Annotated in this window: 17 protein-coding genes; 6 read left to right on the forward strand and 11 right to left on the reverse strand. The window is 67.4% G+C overall.

Translation table 11 applies throughout. The features are described from left to right. Positions 1-6: 6 nt before the first annotated feature. From DSM104443_RS00585 to DSM104443_RS00610, 6 genes are all read left to right on the forward strand, one after another. A complete protein-coding gene (locus DSM104443_RS00585; RefSeq protein WP_171088781.1) occupies positions 7-696 on the forward strand; it encodes a YggS family pyridoxal phosphate-dependent enzyme in 690 nt (229 codons plus the stop codon). Beyond that, positions 693-1,505: a pyrroline-5-carboxylate reductase gene (gene proC, locus DSM104443_RS00590; RefSeq protein ID WP_171088782.1), complete on the forward strand. Its 813-nt coding sequence runs from the start codon at positions 693-695 to the stop codon at positions 1,503-1,505. Before DSM104443_RS00585 ends, proC begins: the two co-directional genes overlap by 4 nt. Positions 1,506-1,510: 5 nt before the next feature. Then, positions 1,511-2,104, forward strand: coding sequence for a YggT family protein (locus tag DSM104443_RS00595; protein ID WP_171088783.1), 594 nt, complete (start codon positions 1,511-1,513; stop codon positions 2,102-2,104). Positions 2,105-2,250: 146 nt separating this feature from the next. Further along, complete coding sequence (locus tag DSM104443_RS00600) at positions 2,251-2,505, forward strand: hypothetical protein (protein ID WP_171088784.1); 255 nt, start codon at positions 2,251-2,253, stop codon at positions 2,503-2,505. Then, a complete protein-coding gene (locus DSM104443_RS00605) occupies positions 2,492-2,683 on the forward strand; it encodes a hypothetical protein (protein WP_171088785.1) in 192 nt (63 codons plus the stop codon). Before DSM104443_RS00600 ends, DSM104443_RS00605 begins: the two co-directional genes overlap by 14 nt. Positions 2,684-2,777: 94 nt before the next feature. Further along, positions 2,778-2,981, forward strand: coding sequence for a hypothetical protein (locus DSM104443_RS00610; RefSeq protein ID WP_171088786.1), 204 nt, complete (start codon positions 2,778-2,780; stop codon positions 2,979-2,981). Between the two features lie 2 nt (positions 2,982-2,983). On the opposite strand, the gene DSM104443_RS00615 is transcribed toward DSM104443_RS00610, so the two are convergent. From DSM104443_RS00615 to DSM104443_RS00665, 11 genes are all read right to left on the reverse strand, one after another. Beyond that, positions 2,984-4,654, reverse strand: a complete 1,671-nt coding sequence (locus DSM104443_RS00615) for a long-chain fatty acid--CoA ligase (RefSeq protein ID WP_212756858.1) — start codon at positions 4,652-4,654, stop codon at positions 2,984-2,986. Continuing rightward, positions 4,647-5,864: an acyl-CoA dehydrogenase gene (locus DSM104443_RS00620; protein ID WP_171088787.1), complete on the reverse strand. Its 1,218-nt coding sequence runs from the start codon at positions 5,862-5,864 to the stop codon at positions 4,647-4,649. Before DSM104443_RS00620 ends, DSM104443_RS00615 begins: the two co-directional genes overlap by 8 nt. 32 nt (positions 5,865-5,896) lie before the next feature. After that, positions 5,897-6,979 (reverse strand): phosphotransferase, encoded by a 1,083-nt coding sequence (locus tag DSM104443_RS00625; protein WP_171088788.1) that lies wholly within the window; start codon positions 6,977-6,979, stop codon positions 5,897-5,899. Next, a complete protein-coding gene (locus tag DSM104443_RS00630; protein ID WP_171088789.1) occupies positions 6,976-7,749 on the reverse strand; it encodes an SDR family oxidoreductase in 774 nt (257 codons plus the stop codon). Before DSM104443_RS00630 ends, DSM104443_RS00625 begins: the two co-directional genes overlap by 4 nt. Next, entirely contained in the window at positions 7,749-8,927 is a 1,179-nt protein-coding gene (locus tag DSM104443_RS00635) for an acetyl-CoA C-acyltransferase (protein ID WP_171088790.1), read from the reverse strand. The genes DSM104443_RS00630 and DSM104443_RS00635 overlap by 1 nt, the downstream gene beginning before the upstream one ends. Before the next feature lie 162 nt (positions 8,928-9,089). Beyond that, complete coding sequence (locus tag DSM104443_RS00640; RefSeq protein WP_171088791.1) at positions 9,090-11,183, reverse strand: 3-hydroxyacyl-CoA dehydrogenase NAD-binding domain-containing protein; 2,094 nt, start codon at positions 11,181-11,183, stop codon at positions 9,090-9,092. 94 nt (positions 11,184-11,277) lie between these two features. After that, positions 11,278-11,973: an ABC transporter ATP-binding protein gene (locus DSM104443_RS00645; protein WP_171088792.1), complete on the reverse strand. Its 696-nt coding sequence runs from the start codon at positions 11,971-11,973 to the stop codon at positions 11,278-11,280. After that, positions 11,966-12,718, reverse strand: a complete 753-nt coding sequence (locus tag DSM104443_RS00650; protein ID WP_171088793.1) for an ABC transporter ATP-binding protein — start codon at positions 12,716-12,718, stop codon at positions 11,966-11,968. The genes DSM104443_RS00645 and DSM104443_RS00650 overlap by 8 nt, the downstream gene beginning before the upstream one ends. Beyond that, on the reverse strand, positions 12,715-13,893 hold the full coding sequence (locus tag DSM104443_RS00655) for a branched-chain amino acid ABC transporter permease (RefSeq protein ID WP_171088794.1): 1,179 nt from the start codon (positions 13,891-13,893) through the stop codon (positions 12,715-12,717). Before DSM104443_RS00655 ends, DSM104443_RS00650 begins: the two co-directional genes overlap by 4 nt. Further along, positions 13,890-14,786, reverse strand: coding sequence for a branched-chain amino acid ABC transporter permease (locus tag DSM104443_RS00660; protein ID WP_171088795.1), 897 nt, complete (start codon positions 14,784-14,786; stop codon positions 13,890-13,892). Before DSM104443_RS00660 ends, DSM104443_RS00655 begins: the two co-directional genes overlap by 4 nt. Before the next feature lie 4 nt (positions 14,787-14,790). Further along, positions 14,791-16,029: a branched-chain amino acid ABC transporter substrate-binding protein gene (locus DSM104443_RS00665; protein WP_171088796.1), complete on the reverse strand. Its 1,239-nt coding sequence runs from the start codon at positions 16,027-16,029 to the stop codon at positions 14,791-14,793. Positions 16,030-16,085 lie beyond the last annotated feature (56 nt).

The raw sequence follows: 16,085 nt of genomic DNA on the forward strand, positions 1-16,085 counted from the left end.
CTAAGTATGTCCCCAATCGCCGCCAACCTGCAAGCCGTCCGGCGGCGCATTTCCGAGGCTTTACAAGGGGATAGGCGCGAAGTTCGCCTTGTCGCCGTGTCCAAGACGCGCTCTTCCGGGACGATACGCGAAGCCCTCGACGCCGGGTGCCGCGACTTCGGCGAAAACTATGTGCAGGAAGCCCTACCCAAGGTAGCCGCCCTTTCGGGCTCCGGAGCGACCTGGCATTTCATCGGGCCGCTGCAGGGCAACAAGGCGAAGGACGTCGCCCAGGCGTTCGATTGGTGCCACAGCATCGACCGCCTGAAGATCGCCGAAGCGCTCTCGCGCCACCGGCCGCCGGGCATGGCGCCGCTGGAGGCGTGCATCCAGGTGAACATCAGCCGCGAGGCGACGAAGAGCGGCGTGGAAGCCGCCGAGGCGTTGCCGCTCGCCGCCGCCGTCGCCAGGCTCCCGGGCCTGCGCCTGCGGGGACTGATGGGCATCGCCACACCCGACGTGGGTCCCGAACGGCAGCGCAAGGAGTTCGCGCTGTTGCGAGGCCTGCTCGAGGATCTGCGCGCCGAAGGCCACGAAGTCGATACCCTGTCGATGGGCATGACGCAGGATCTCGAGGCCGCGATCGCGGAGGGTGCGACGATGGTGCGGATCGGCACGGCAATCTTCGGCGAACGCGAAAGGAAGCACCCGGCATGAAGGTGGCATTCATCGGCGGCGGCAACATGGCCGCGGCGATCGTGGGCGGCCTCGTGGCCAAGGGCACGCGCGGGGAGGACCTCCTCGTGGTCGAGCCCAACGCGAAGGCGCGCGCGACGCTCGCGAAGGATTACGGCGTGAACGCCGTCGAGGCTCCGGGCGAGGAGCTCTCGCACGCCGAGGCGATCGTCCTCGCGGTGAAGCCGCAGGTGATGCGCGAGGCCGCGGCGTCGATCAAGCCGTACGTGAATCGCGCGGTCGTGATCTCCATCGCCGCGGGCATCCGCCTGGGCGATCTCTCGCGCTGGCTCGGGGGCTACGCGCGTCTCGTGCGCACGATGCCCAACACGCCGGCGCTGGTGCATGCCGGAGTCACGGGCCTTTATGCGGACCCGGCCGTTTCCGAAGGCGACCGCCGCCTCGCCGACACACTGATGAACGCCGTGGGCGCCACCGTGTGGTTCGACAAGGAGACCGACCTCGATGCCGTCGTCGCCGTCTCGGGCAGCGGCCCGGCCTACGTCTTCTTCGCGATGGAGTCGCTCGAAGCGGCGGCGCGCGAGCTGGGCCTGGCACCCGAGAAGGCGCGCACGCTCGCCCTCTGGACCTTCGTCGGCGCGGCCAAGCTCGCCATCGAACGCAACGAAGATCCGGCAAAGCTCCGCGCCAACGTGACTTCGAAGGGCGGCACCACGGAGCGCGCCATCTCCGTGATGGAAGCCTCGTACGTTCGCGAGAAGATCATGGAAGCCGTGAAGGCCGCCGCGCAGCGCTCGCGCGAGCTGGGCGACGAGTTCGGGAAGGACTGACGGACATGCTCATCCCCGCCATCAAGTTCGTCGTCGAGACGCTCTTCAACCTGTTCATCCTCTCGGCGCTGCTGCGCTTCTGGATGCAGGTGCTGAGGGCGCCCGCCCGCAACCCGATCGCGCAGTTCACGATGGCGCTCACGGATTTCGCCGTGAAGCCGCTGCGCCGCATCGTGCCGGGCCTCTTCGGCCTCGACCTGGCCTCGCTCATCGTCGCGTGGCTCGCGGAGTTCGTGCTGCTGGTGATCCTGCTGTTGCTGGACGACCTGCCGCTGGCGCAATACCCGGCGGCGCTCACTCCCGTATTCCTGTGGGCCTTCGTGAAGCTGGTGCGCCTTTCGGTCTACATCGTCCTGGGTGCAGTGTTCATCCAGGCGATCCTCTCGTGGGTGAATCCCTACCACCCGGTGATGCCGTTCTTCGACGCCCTCACGCGCCCCTTCCTGAAGCCCTTCCGGAAGATGGTGCCGCTGATCGGCGGCGTGGACATCACGCCGATCCTGGTGCTGATCCTCGGCCAGCTGATCCTCATGATCCCCGTCACCTGGCTGGAAGAGGCCTGCAGGGTCACCACGCTGAGGATGCTGGCGGGCTACTAGGGCATTGCTGTGCGATTCGTCACATAAACGCGTCCACAATTTCACCTGTAACGCGTAGAGCGTCCGACGGACTTCCCGGGCACCGATCCGTACAGTGGGTTCCAGCGCGAGACCTGATCGCGCCCCACTGACCGAAAGGAAGAAACATGGATGCCCCGAACCTCTGGCTGCTCTTCGCGATCACCGTGCCGGTTGCGGCTGTCGCCGCCCTGCATGCGTGGCTCGCGCTGAACGGAGAGCGCGGCTCCCTGCTCCTGCCCGCGACCGGCGCCTTCGACCTGCGCACCTGCCCGGCCTGCGTGCTCGGCGCGATCCTGAGGTCCGCCGAACGCGCCCGCCTGGCCCGCTTCCCGGCCGCGTTCGAAGCGGCCAACGACGAGTCCTTCCGTGAAGTCGCGTAAGCGCACGCGGGGCGAGTCCCCCGTCTGGGTCTTCAACAACATCCCGGCCGGTGCCCGGGTGGACACGAAAGTGTCGTGCCCGCTGCGCTGGCCGCCGGGATCGGTGGGCGAACGCGTCGCTCCGATACTCGATTTCGAAGCCGGGGACTCCGCCGCGGGCGCAGTCCGTTCCCGCTAAGGCGCGCCTCGTCGCAAAAGGATCGTCCGTGCTGGAACCGCGGTCTAGCGTGGATGCTGCAGTGACCCCCCAGTCGCAACCCAGGAGATCCGCCATGAACCGCACCATGCGTTTTGCCGCAGCCGCCGTTGCTGCGGGCTTCATCCTCGCCCCGGTCGCGCAAGCCTCCGAGCCCAACACCGGAGAGCAGCGCGCCGTCGAGGCCGCGAAGAAAGGCCCCGCCGAGCTGCGCCGCTTCATCCAGCGCACGCGGATGATCTACGGCTTGAGCTACGAGCAGTTCCGCACCGCTTCGTAAGGCTACTTCGCGTTTTCCCGTTCCTGCAGCGCCCGCCACAGGATCTTGCCGGTGGCGGAGCGCGGCAGGGCGTCGACGAATTCCACGACGCGCGGCACCTTGTAGGCCGCCATCTTCTCGCGCGCCCAGGCGGTGATGGCCTCGCCATCGACCTTGCCCTTGCTGGCGGGCTTGAGCACCACGACAGCCTTCACCGTTTCGCCCCGGGTCGCATCCTTCGCGGCGATGACGCACGCCTCCTGCACGTCGGGATGCCCGTAGAGCAGCGATTCCACTTCCGCGGGCCAGACCTTGAGGCCGTGCGCGTTGATCATTCGCTTCAGGCGATCGACCAGGAAGAAATAGCCTTCCTCGTCCACGCGGCCGAGATCGCCGGTGCGGAAGAAGCGCTTGCCGTCGCGCTCGAAGAACGCCTCGGCCGTGGCCTCGGGCTTGCCCCAGTAGCCGAGGAAGATCTGCGGGCCGGCCGAGACGATCTCGCCCACTTCGCCCACGGGCAGCTCCTCGAGCGTGCCGGGATCGACCACTCGTGAATCGGTGCCGATGAAGGGAATGCCGAGGCATTGCTTCTTCGGCCGGTCGGGCGGGTTCACGTGCGAGGGCGCCATCGTCTCGGTGAGGCCGTAGCCCTCGACGAACGAGATGCCGCAGAGCTCCTTCAGCTTGGTCGCGATTGCCTCGGGCATCGCGGCGCCACCGCCGCTCATGCGCTGCAGGCTGGAGAGGTCCCAGCTTGCGGCGTTGGGGCTCGCGAGGAGATCGACCACCATCGTCGGGATCAGCGTCCACGCCTGCACGCCGTAGCGCGCGATGAGCGGGCCGGCGACCTCGCGGTCCCAGCGCGGCAGCAGGATCACCGTGCCGCCGTTGAAGATCGGCGTGTTCATGCTGTTCTGCATGCCCGTCACGTGGAAGTAGGGCAGCACGCCGAGGTACTTCACCTCGTGCGAGATCTTGAACCACTCGCTGCTGAACACCGCCGTGCTCATCACCGTGCGGTGCGTATGCATGCAGCCCTTGGGCTGGCCCGTGGTGCCCGAGGTGTAGGGCATGACGGCAAGGTCGTCGGGTCCCACGGTGTGCGGCCCCGGTGCGAGGCGCTGGCCCACCGCATCCGACCACAGCGTGATGTTGGGGCCGGCGATCGGCTGGCGCGGGAGCTTGAAGGCATCCGGCACCTTGAGGTCCGTGGGCTTCGGCAGGTAGTCGGCGTAGGCCGCGACGATCGAATGCGCGAGGGTGCCGTCGGCGGCGAGCGGTGCGGCCTGCGGCCAGAGCTCCTGCGCGACCAGGGCGACCTTGGCGCCGCAGTCCTTCACGTAGTGGCGCAGCTCGTCGGTGAGGTTCATCGGGTTGAGCGGCACCACGACGGCGTCGGCGCGCAGGATCGCGTAGTACGCGATCACGAACTGCAGGCTGTTCTGCATGAAGAGCAGCACGCGGTCGCCCTTCGCGACTCCGCAGCGCTTCTGCAGGAACCCGGCGACCGCCTCCGCTTCGGACCGGAGCGTCGCGTAGGTCATCGCGTTGTCGTAGCAGATGAACGCGTCCTTGCCCGCATAGCGCGTCGCGCTCACTTCGAGGTTGTACCAGACGGAGGTCTGCGGCAGGTCCAGGTCGTGCGGCACCTCCCTCGGCCACACCGCGTAGTGGCGCATCGTGGCCTCAGCCATGGCGAGCCAGCTCCAGGCGGCCGATCTGCGCGCGATGCACTTCGTCGGGCCCGTCGGCGAGGCGAAGCGTGCGCGCCTTGGCGTACATGCTGGCGAGCGGGAAGTCCTCCGAGACGCCGGCCGCGCCGTGCGCCTGGATCGCCCAGTCGATGACGGTGAGCGCCATGTTGGGCGCGGCGACCTTGATCATCGCGATCTCCTTCCGCGCGACCTTGTTGCCGGCCGTGTCCATCATCCACGCGGCGTTCAGCACGAGGAGGCGCGCCTGGTCGATCATGATTCGCGCATTGGCCACGCGCTCGAGGGTCACGCCCTGGTCGGCCACAGGCTTGCCGAACGCGACGCGCGACTTCACGCGCTTGCACATCAGTTCCAGCGCGCGCTCGGCCACGCCGATGAGGCGCATGCAATGGTGGATGCGCCCAGGCCCGAGGCGGCCCTGCGCGATCTCGAAGCCGCGGCCCTCGCCGAGCAGGATGTTCGAGGCCGGCACGCGCACGTTCTCGAAGACGAACTCGCCATGGCCGTGCGGTGCATCGTCATCACCGAAGACGGTGAGGGGGCGGATCAGCTTCACGCCCGGCGAATCCATCGGCACGAGGACCATCGACTGCTGCTGGTGCTTGTTGGCGTTGTCCGGGTCCGTCTTCCCCATGAAGATGAGGATCTTGCAGCGCGGATCGGGCGCGCCCGTCGTCCACCACTTGCGGCCGTTGATCACGTAGTCGCCGCCGTCGCGCTCGATGCGCGCCTGGATGTTGGTGGCGTCCGACGACGCGACATCGGGCTCCGTCATCGCGAAGGCCGAGCGGATCTTGCCGGCCAGCAGCGGCTCCAGCCATTGGCGCTTGTGCTCGGGGGTGCCGTATCGCTCGAGCACCTCCATGTTCCCGGTGTCGGGCGCGTTGCAGTTGAACGACTCGGGCCCGATCTCCGAGCGGCCCATGATCTCGCAGAGCGGCGCGTATTCGAGGTTGGTGAGCCCTGCGCCTTTCTCGGAAGCCGGAAGGAAGAGGTTCCACAGGCCCTGGGCGCGCGCCTTCTCCTTCAGCTGCTCCATCACCCTGGTGGGCTGCCAGGGGTTGCCCTGGGCGCGGTTGGCGCGCACCTCGTCGGCGAACGCGTGCTCCGCCGGATACACGTTCTGGTCCATGAACGCGGTGACGCGCTCGCGCAGCTTCTGGGTCTTGTCCGAATAGCCGAATTGCATGTGCGTTCCCCTTGGTATCCCCTACGACTTCGTCATCCCCGCGTAGGCGGGGATCCAGCATTCAGTCTTTGTGCCTGCCGCCAACCCTCTTCGCCGATCGGCCTTGCGCGCTTGCCTGCTTCCACTGCTTCCGCGCTCGCCGCGTTGCCTTGCAGCGCCCGCGCCATCACGCCCTGCAGGATGGCCGCGAGGCGGAACATGTTGAACGCGAGGTAGTACTCCCAATTCTCGATGCCGCTGCGCCCGGTGCGCTTGCAGTACGCGGCGACGTACGACGCTTCGTCGGGAATGCCAAGTCCCGCGAAGTCCGCGCCCAGCAGCCCGCGCGCGTGTGGCCCGCCGGGCATGCGCCACGTCATGCAGTGGTAGGCGAAGTCGGCGAGCGGGTGTCCCAGTGTCGAGAGCTCCCAGTCGAGCACGCCGAGGATGCGCGGCTCGGTGGGGTGGAACACGACGTTGTCGATGCGGTAGTCGCCGTGGACGATCGAGGTCTCGTCGCCGGCGGGCAGGTTCGCGGGCAGCCACTCGATCAAGCGGTCCATCGCCTCGATGGGCTCGGTTTCCGAGGCGCGGTACTGCTTGCTCCAGCGGTCGATCTGCCGCGAGAGGTAGCTGCCGGTCTTGCCGTAGTCGCCCAGGCCCACGGCCGCATAGTCCACCTTGTGGAGCGCCGCGATCACGCGGCCCATCTCCTCGTAGTGCGCGGCGCGCTCGGCGGGCGTGAAGCCGGGGAGCTGCGGATCCCACAGCACGCGGCCCTCGAGGTAATCCATGAGGAAGAACGGCGTGCCGATCACCTCCGCGTCTTCACACAGCGCGTAGGTCTTCGGGACCGGGACGTCCGTGTCGCGAAGCGCGGTCATCACGCGGTACTCGCGATCGACGGCGTGCGCGGACGGGAGGAGCTTCCCCGGGGGCTTCCTGCGCAGCGCATAGCGCTTGCCACCGCCGGAGACGAGATACGTCGGATTGGACTGGCCGCCCTTGAACTGCGCGACCTCCAGCTCCTTCGCGGCCGGATCGACGTTCGCGCGCAACCACTGCGCGAGCCGTCCCGCGTCGAAGGCGTGCTGCGGAGCGACCGGGCGCGTGCCGGTGAATTTCTCGAAGCTCATGCGATGCTGATGCCTCCGTCGACGACGATGTGCTGCCCCGTGATGTGGCGCGAGGCGTTGGAGGCGAGGAAGATCGCGGCCCCCTTCAGGTCCTCGTCGCCGCCGATGCGGCCCAGGGGTGTGGCCTTCATGATGCGCGGGCCCACCTTCTCCAGGATCCCGTTGGCCATCTTCGACGGGAAGAAGCCCGGGCAGATCGCGTTCACGCGGATCTCGTAGTGGCCCCACTCGGAAGCCAGCGCGCGCGTGAGATTGATCGCGGCCGCCTTCGATGTGTTGTAGGCCACCGTGTGCATGTCGGGCGGGCCGCCGCGCAGGCCCGCGATCGACGCCACGTTGATGATGCGTCCGCCCTTCCGCTCGATCATCGATCGCTTCGCGACTTCGCGCGAGAGGAAGAACATCGCGTTCACGTTGAGGTTCATGACCTTGTGCCACGCCTCGTTGGGATAATCCTCGGCGGGCGCGCCCCACGTGGCGCCGGCGTTGTTCACCAGGACGTCGATGGCGCCGAACTTCGCGAGCACCGCGTCCACGAGCGCCGGGATGCCCTCGGGCTTGCCGAGGTCGGAGACGACCGTGAGGACTTCGATGCCGAGCTTCTCGAGGCGCGCCTTGCCTTCGGCGAGCTCGTCGGCCTTGCGGGCCGTGATCGCGACCTTGCAGCCCATCTCGCCCAGGCCCTCGGCGATCTGCAGCCCGAGCCCGCGGGAGCCGCCCGTCACGAGTGCGACCTGCCCTTTCAAGTCGAAGAGATCCCGCGCGCCCATCACGCCACCTCGAACAGGCCCGCGGCGCCGATGCCGCCGGCTACGCACATCGTGGCCACGACGTACTTGACGCCGCGGCGCTTGCCCTCGATCAGCGCATGGCCGACGAGGCGTGCGCCCGTCATGCCGAAGGGATGGCCGACGGCGATCGATCCGCCGTTCACGTTGAGGCGCTCGTCGGGAATGCCGAGCTTGTCGCGGCAATAGATCACCTGCACCGCGAACGCCTCGTTCAGCTCCCACAGGCCGATGTCGCCGACCTTCAAGCCGTGGCGCTCGAGAAGGCGGGGTACCGCGAACACCGGGCCGATGCCCATCTCGTCGGGCTCGCAGCCGGCGACCGCGAAGCCGCGGAAGATGCCGAGCGGAGCGATACCGCGCTTCTCCGCGAGCTTCGAATCCATGATCACGCAAGCCGAGGCGCCGTCGGAAAATTGGCTCGCATTGCCCGCGGCCACCACGCCGCCGGGCACCGCGGACTTGATCTTGGCGACCCCTTCCAGCGTCGTGTCGGCGCGGATGCCCTCGTCGGTTTCGAGCGTGACTTCCTTCGTGAAGAGCATGCCGCTGTCCTTGTCGCCCACGCCCATCAGCGTCTTGAAGGGCGCGATCTCGTCCTTGGTCTTGCCGGCCGCAGCGGCCGCCGCTGCTCGCAGCTGCGAGCGCACGCCGTATTCGTCCTGCTTGTCGCGCGGGATGCCGTAGCGCTTGGCGACGTTCTCCGCGGTCTCCAGCATCGTCATGTAGAGCGCCGGCTTGTGCTCGGCGATCCACGGGTTCTTGCGCATGTGCTGGTTCGAGTGCTGCTGCACGCACGAGATCGACTCGACGCCGCCCGCGACCATGATGGGCGAGCCGTCCACGATCACCGAGTGCGCGGCCATCGCGATGGCCTGCAGGCCCGAGGAGCAGAAGCGGCTCACGGTGACGCCGGTGCTGGTGACCGGCAGCCCCGCGCGGATGCCCGCCTGGCGCGCGATGTTCACGCCGGTGGCGCCTTCGGGATAGCCGCAGCCCATGATGATGTCCTCGACCTCGCCGGGCTCGATCTTCGCGCGCTCGACGGCGGCTTTCACGACGTGGCCGGCCATGTCGGCGCCGTGCGTCATGTTGAGGGCGCCTCGCCAGCTCTTCGCGAGGCCCGTGCGGGCGGTTGAAACGATCACTGCTTCACGCATGTGATTCTCCTAAAACAAGGTCAAAGGCGAAAGGCGTTGTCCACGGATAAACACGGATAAACACGGATCGGTTGCTGCAGGGAATGCGACTTCGACATAGCCTGCATCGAGACTCTCATCTGTGTTTATCCGTGTTTATCCGTGGACATGGCCTTTCTTTAGTCAGTTGAAGGTCTTGCCGTCTGCCGCGAGGCGAGAGAGCAGGGCGGCGGGCTTCCAGAATTCATCTTTCGTCTGCACCCGGAACCGCTCCATCGCCCGCACCACATTCGGCAATCCCACCATGTCCGCATAGAGCATCGGCCCGCCGCGGAAGAGCGGAAAGCCGTAGCCCGTGAGGTAGACCATGTCGACGTCGGAGGCGCGCTGCGCGATGCCTTCCTCGACGATGCGGGCCCCCTCGTTCACCAGCGCGTAGACGCAGCGCTCGACGATCTCCTCGTCGCTGATCTTGCGCGGCGTGATGCCCTGGGCCCTGCGGACGTCCTCGATCACCTTGTCGACCACCGGATCGGGGAGCGCGTCGCGCTTGCCCGGCTCGTAGCGGTACCAGCCGGCGCCGGTCTTCTGGCCGAAGCGGCCCAGCTCGCAGATCGCGTCGGCGATCGGCAGCTTCTTCGACTTCGGGTCTTCGGCGTAGAGGCGCTTGCGGATGGCGAAGCCGATGTCGTTGCCCGCGAGGTCGGCCACGCGGAACGGGCCCATGGCGAAGCCGAACTTCTCCATCGCGCGGTCCACCTGCTGGGGCGAGGCGCCTTCCTCCACCAGCTCGTTCGCCTGGCGGCCGTAGTACTTCAGCATGCGGTTGCCGATGAAGCCGTCGCACACACCGGAGACGACGGAGGTCTTCTTGATCTTCTTGCCGATGCCCATCACGGTGGCCATCACATCGGGCGCGCTCCTCTTGCCGCGGACCACTTCGAGAAGCTTCATCACGTTGGCGGGGCTGAAGAAGTGCATGCCGACCACGTCCTGCGGGCGCTTGGTGAACGCGGCGATCTTGTCGACGTCGAGCGTGGACGTATTGGAGGCGAGGATGGCGCCGGGCTTGGCGACCTCATCCAATTTCTTGAACACCTGCTCCTTCACGCCGATCTCCTCGAACACGGCCTCGATGATGAGGTCCGCATCCTTGAGGTCGTCGTACGAGAGCGTGGGCTTCAGCAGGCCCAGGCGCTGCTCCATCTTGTCCGCGGTGAGCCGGCCCTTCTTCACCGTGCCCTCGTAGTTCTTGCGGATCGTGGCAAGGCCGCGGTCGAGCGCCTCCTGCTTCGTCTCGAGGATCGTCACCGGGATGCCGGCGTTGAGGAAGTTCATGGCGATGCCGCCACCCATGGTGCCGGCGCCGATGACCGCCACCTTCTCGATCTTGCGAACCGCCGTGTCCTCGGGGATGTCGGGGATCTTCGCGGCGGCTCGCTCGGCGAAGAACGCGTGGCGCAGCGCCCGCGATTCCGGCGACTGCATGAGGCCCAGGAAGATCTCGCGCTCGATCTTGAGGCCTTCCTCGAACGGCTTGTCCACGGAGGCGGCAATGGCCTCGACGCATTTCGCGGGCGCCGGGAAGTTCTTCGCGACCGCCTTCACGCTCGTCTGGGCGAAATCGAGGAACGCCTCGGCCGCGGGATGCGTGACCTTCATGTCGCGCACCTTCTTCAGCGGCCGCTTCTCGGCGACCACCTTTTGGGCGAACGCGATGGCGCCGGTGGTGAGATCACCCTCGATGATCTCGTCGAAGAGCGCCGTGCCCTTCAGCTTCTCCGACGGAACCGGATTGCCCGAGACGATCATGTTCACCGCCGCCTCGAGCCCCACTGCGCGCGGCAGGCGCTGCGTGCCGCCGGCGCCCGGCACCAGGCCCAGCTTCACCTCCGGCAGCGCGATCTGCGCCCCAGGCGAGGCGATGCGGAAGTGGCAGGCGAGCGAGAACTCGAGCCCACCGCCCATGCACACCGTGTGGATCGCGGCGATCACCGGCTTGGGCGAGGCCTCCGCGACGCGAATCATCGTGTGGAGCGTGGGCTCCGCGGCCGCCTTCGGCGTGCCGAATTCCTTGATGTCCGCACCGCCCGAAAACGCGCGGCCGGCGCCGGTGACGACGATCGCCTTGATCGCCGGGTCCGCGTTCGCCTTGTCCAGGCCGGCGACGACCGCGGTGCGTACCGAGTGGCCGAGCCCGTTGATCGGCGGGTTGTCGAACGTGATCAGGGCGACGTCGCCCTTTGTTTCATAGCGTGCCGTGTTGCTCTTTTCCACGATCTCTCCTGATTGACATCAAAACCCGGGTCAGAGTGGAGTTTTCCCGACTTGAATGCGCAGGAAAACTCCACTCTGACCCGGGTTTTGGTTTCTAGACTTCAAGCCATTCTTTCCTGATATCGCCACGCTCGCGAAGCTCCGCGGGCGTTCCTTCGAAGACGGTCTTGCCATGCCCCAGCACGTAAACGCGCTCCGAGATATCCAGCGCGATGTCGAGTTTCTGTTCCACCAGCAGGATCGGAATCCCGCGATCCCGGATCGCCAAGAGAAACTGCGCCACCAGCTCCACGATCTTCGGCGCCAGGCCCTCGGTGGGCTCGTCGACCATCACGAGCTTGGGATCGCCCATCAGCGTACGGCAGAGCGTCAGCATCTGCTGCTCGCCGCCGGAAAGCACGCCGCCGGGCGTCTCCGCGCGCTCCTTCAGCCGCGGGAACATCTCGTACGCATTGTCCTCGGTGAACGTGGCAGCGCCGCGAAGCGACTTGCGGCCGAGCGCCAGGTTCTGCCGCACCGTGAGGTCGGGGAAGATCGCGCGATCCTCGGGGACGTAGCCCAGGCCGCGGCGCGCGATCTCGTGCGGGCGCCGTCCCACGAGGTCCTCGCCGCGGAAGCGCACGGCGCCCTTCGCGACGACCTGGCCCATGATCGACTTCACCGTGGTCGAGCGCCCGACGCCGTTGCGGCCCAGCAGGCTCACGATCTCGCCGGAGCGGACGTCCAGGTCCACGCCCTGGAGGATGTGGCTCTTGCCGTACCAGGCGTGGAGGCCGCGCACCTCAAGCATGGCCCGCGCTCCCGAGATAGGCCTCTCGCACCTTCGGATCGGCGCGGATCTCGTCGGGCGTGCCCGTCGCGATCACCTGGCCGTACACGAGCACCGAGATGCGGTCGGCGAGGCCGAAGACCACGCTCATGTCGTGCTCGACCACGAGCAGCGTGCGGCCCTCGGTGACGCGGCGGATCAGCTCGACCGCGGCGCCGGTCTCCGTCCTGCTCATGCCCGCGGTCGGCTCGTCGAGAAGGATCACCTTGGCGTCGCCGGCGATGGCGATGCCGATCTCGAGCGCGCGTTGTTCCGCGTAGGAAAGGATGCCCGCGGGCGAGCGTTCGCGCGCGGAGAGGCCCACGCGTTCGACGATGTCGCGGGCGCGCTGGTTCGCCTCGCGCGGGCGGTCGACGAGCTTCCAGAACGCGTAGCGCTGTCCCAGCGACCCGAGCACGGCGCAGCGCACGTTCTCGAACACCGACAGGCGATGAAACAGGTTCGTGACCTGGAAGCTCCGCGCGAGGCCGAGGCGGCTGATCTCGTGGGGCTTGCGATGCGTGATCTCGGTGCCGTTCAGCACGATGCGCCCTTCGCTCGCGGCGAAGCGCGCGGAGATCAGGTGGAACAGCACCGACTTGCCGGCGCCATTGGGGCCGATCAGCGCATGGCGTTCGCCGGGGCGCACGGAGAGATCCACGCCGCGCACGATCTCGGTGGCGCCGAATTTCTTGCGGACGCCGGTGAGCTCGAGCGCGGGGGTCATGCGCGCGCCTTCGCTTCGAGCGCGGTGGATGCGACGGCCCAGCGGTCGCGCGAACGCATCCAGGTCCAACGCGTGGCCCACGACGCGACGACGAGCACCGCGGCGGCGCCAAGCCACGCGCCGGGCGTACGTACCCCGCGATACGTCATCTCCACGGCGAGCACGGCCGCGCCGACGGCAAACGCCACGGGAATGGCGAGGCGAGCGTAGACGGCGAACGCTTCCCGCAGCGCTCCCGCTTCCCACAGGCGCTTCTGCAGCACCGCGAGGCTTGCAAGGCCGCCGGGGGCGAAGAGCACCATCACGAGGAAGAGCGTGCCGAAGTAGAACGGCCACGCCTGCGTGTACGCCGCGAGGACCGTGGACATGAGCGTCACGACGATCGCGCCGACCACCGGCCCGGCGAAGAAGCCGACGCCACCCAGGAACGTGGCGAGCAGCACCTGGCCCGAGGTGAGCGCCGAGAGCGATTCGGCGGAGACGATCTCGTAGTTCACCGCCGCGAGCCCGCCCGCGATGCCGGCGAAGAGCCCGGAGAGCGCCACCATGTGGAAGCGCACGGCCTGCGGGTCGTAGCCGACGAATTGGGCTCTCTCCGGATTGTCCCGCACCGCGTTGGCGATGCGCCCGAGCGGCGTACGCGTGATGAGGTGCATCGCGATCATGCAGACGACCAGCCACAGGGCGACGAGGTAGTACACCTGGATCTGCGGCCCGAACGTGAGGCCGGCGATGGGCTCGCGCAGCGCCCGGTTGCCCGACACGCCCGCCTCGCCGCCGAAGAACGCGGGGAACATCAGCGAGCAGGCCGCGACCATCTCGCCGATGCCCATGGTGATCATGGCGAACGTGGTGCCCGCGCGCCGCGTCGTCACGTAGCCGAACAGCAAGCCGAACACGAGGCCCGCTGCGCCGCCGACCAGCGGCACGAGCGGCGTGGGCACGTAGCCCAGGTTCAGGGCGTGGATCGAGAAGAGGGCGCCCAGCCCGTAGTACACGGCGTGGCCGAACGAGAGCAGCCCCGTCTGGCCGAGCTGCATGTTGTACGAGAGCGCGAAGATCACGAGGATGCCGGTCTGGCAGAGCAGCGAGATCGCGAAGCCCTTGCTGAAGAGCAGCGGTGCCAGCGCGAGCGCGGCCAGCAGCAGCGCCCACATCGCGAGGCGGCGCGTCATGTCTCGCGCGTGCCCATCAGGCCGCGCGGCCGCGCGATCAGGATGAGCACCATGATCAGGTAGGGGAGCACGGGCGCCGTCTGCGACACGGTGAGGCGCTCGAAGCCCGGCACCTTCCAGTCGATGGCGATCGCGAACGTCTGCAGGATGCCGATCGCGAGCGACGCGACGAAGGCGCCCATCAGCGATCCCAGCCCGCCCACCACGACGACCACGAAGACGATCGTGCCGACGGCCGCGGCCATGCCGGGCTCCGTGACGAACGCGTTGCCCCCGATCACGCCGGCCAGCGCCGCGAGCGCCACGCCGCCGCCGAAGACGAGCATGAAGAGCTTCGGCACGTCGTGGCCCAGCGCTTCGACCATGTCGGGTCGCGAGAGGGCTGCTTGAATGACAAGACCCACGCGCGTGCGCGTAAGCACCGCGTAGAGCGCGATCAGCATTCCCACCGACACCGCCATCATGAAGGCCTTGTAGGTCGGGAACGTCGCGGCGAAGACGGTGAAGAGCGGGCCGTCCAGCGCGGCGGGCACCTTGTACGGCACCGGCGACTTGCCCCACACGAGGTGCACGACCTCCTCGATGAGGAAGGCGAGGCCGAACGTGAAGAGCAGCTCCGCGACGTGACCCGAGGCGTGGGCGCGCCGCACGCCGTAGCGCTCGATCAATGCGCCGATGGCACCCACGACGAGCGGTGCAATCAGCAGCGCGGGAACGAAGCCCACGTGCGTGGAGATCACGTAGCCGAAGTACGCGCCCAGCATGTAGAAGCTCGCGTGCGCGAAATTGAGCACGCCCATCATGCTGAAGATGAGTGTCAGCCCCGACGAGAGCATGAACAGCAGCAACCCGTAGGTCACCCCGTTCAGCAGGGACGTGAGGAACAGCTCCAACGGCTTACGGCCGTTTCATCTTGCACGTGGTGGGGCGCGCCGCCGCGGCCGCCTCCACGCGCGCATCGGCGCGGAAGGCGTATTCCTTCGTGCCGTCGGCCGAATACTTGAGTGGCCCGCCGGCCTTCACGAACGTCGCGATGAACATCGGCTGGATCAGCTGGTGGTCCTCCGCGCGCATCGTGATCTCGCCGAAGGGGCCGTCGACCTTCATGCCTTCCATCGCCTTGGCGACCGCGACCGGGTTCGTCGTCTTCGCCTTCTCCATCGCGCGCACGAGGAATTCCGCGGAGATGCGGATCGACTGGGAGTAGGGGTCCTGGTCCGCGCCGTACTTCTTGCGATAGGCGTCCTGCACCACCTGGCCCGCCGCGTTCATCGAGTTCGAGCTCCAGTAGCTGACGACCTTCACGCGATCGATGCCCGCATCGCCCATCGCGGGCGGCACGCCCACGGTGCCGCCGTAGTAGGTATAGAAGTCCGCCTTCAGGTTCGCGTCCTTGGCGGCCTTCACGAGCAGCGAGAGGTCCGTGCCCCAGTTGCCGGTGATCACGGTATCCGCGCCCGAGGCCTGGATCTTCGCGATGTAGGGCGCGAAATCCTTCACGCGCGCGAGGGGATGGAGCTCGTCGCCGACCACTTTCACGTCGGGGCGCTTCTCGGCCAGCATCGCCTTCGCCACCTTCGAGACCTGGTGGCCGTGGGAGTAGTCCTGGTTCAGCAGGTAGACCTTCGAGACCTTCTTCTGGTCCTTGAGGTAGTCCGTGAGCGCGGCCATCTTCATGTCCGTGTTCGCGTCGAAGCGGAAGTGCCAGAAGCTGCACTTGTCGTTCGTGAAGTCGGGGTCGACCGCGGCGTAGTTGAGGTACACCACCGCTTGATCGGGGTTGCGCTCGTTGTGTTTGTTGATCGCGTCGATCAACGCTCCGGCGACGGCGGAACCGTTGCCCTGCGAAACGTAGCGGATGCCCTGGTCGATCGCGCTCTTCAAGAGGTTCAGGCTCTCCTGCGAGGAGAGCTTGTTGTCCATCGGCACCACGGCCATCTTCTGGCCGAGGACGCCGCCCTTCGCATTGATCGCCTCGATGGCGAACTCCAGCTCGCGAAGCCCGTGCTCGCCCGTGGCGCCCATCGCGCCGGACAGGGGATCGATGTATGCGATGCGGACTTGCGCCCATGCGCAAGCGGGTGCAGCGAAGGCGAAAGCCGCCAGCGCCGCCCCCAGTATTTTCCGGGTAGCCATGTCTCTCCTCCTCGGGTCTTTGCGCGAAGCATAGCGCCCGATATAAGCTGCCGCAA

It is taken from the genome of Usitatibacter rugosus (assembly GCF_013003965.1).
Taxonomy (GTDB): domain Bacteria; phylum Pseudomonadota; class Gammaproteobacteria; order Burkholderiales; family Usitatibacteraceae; genus Usitatibacter; species Usitatibacter rugosus.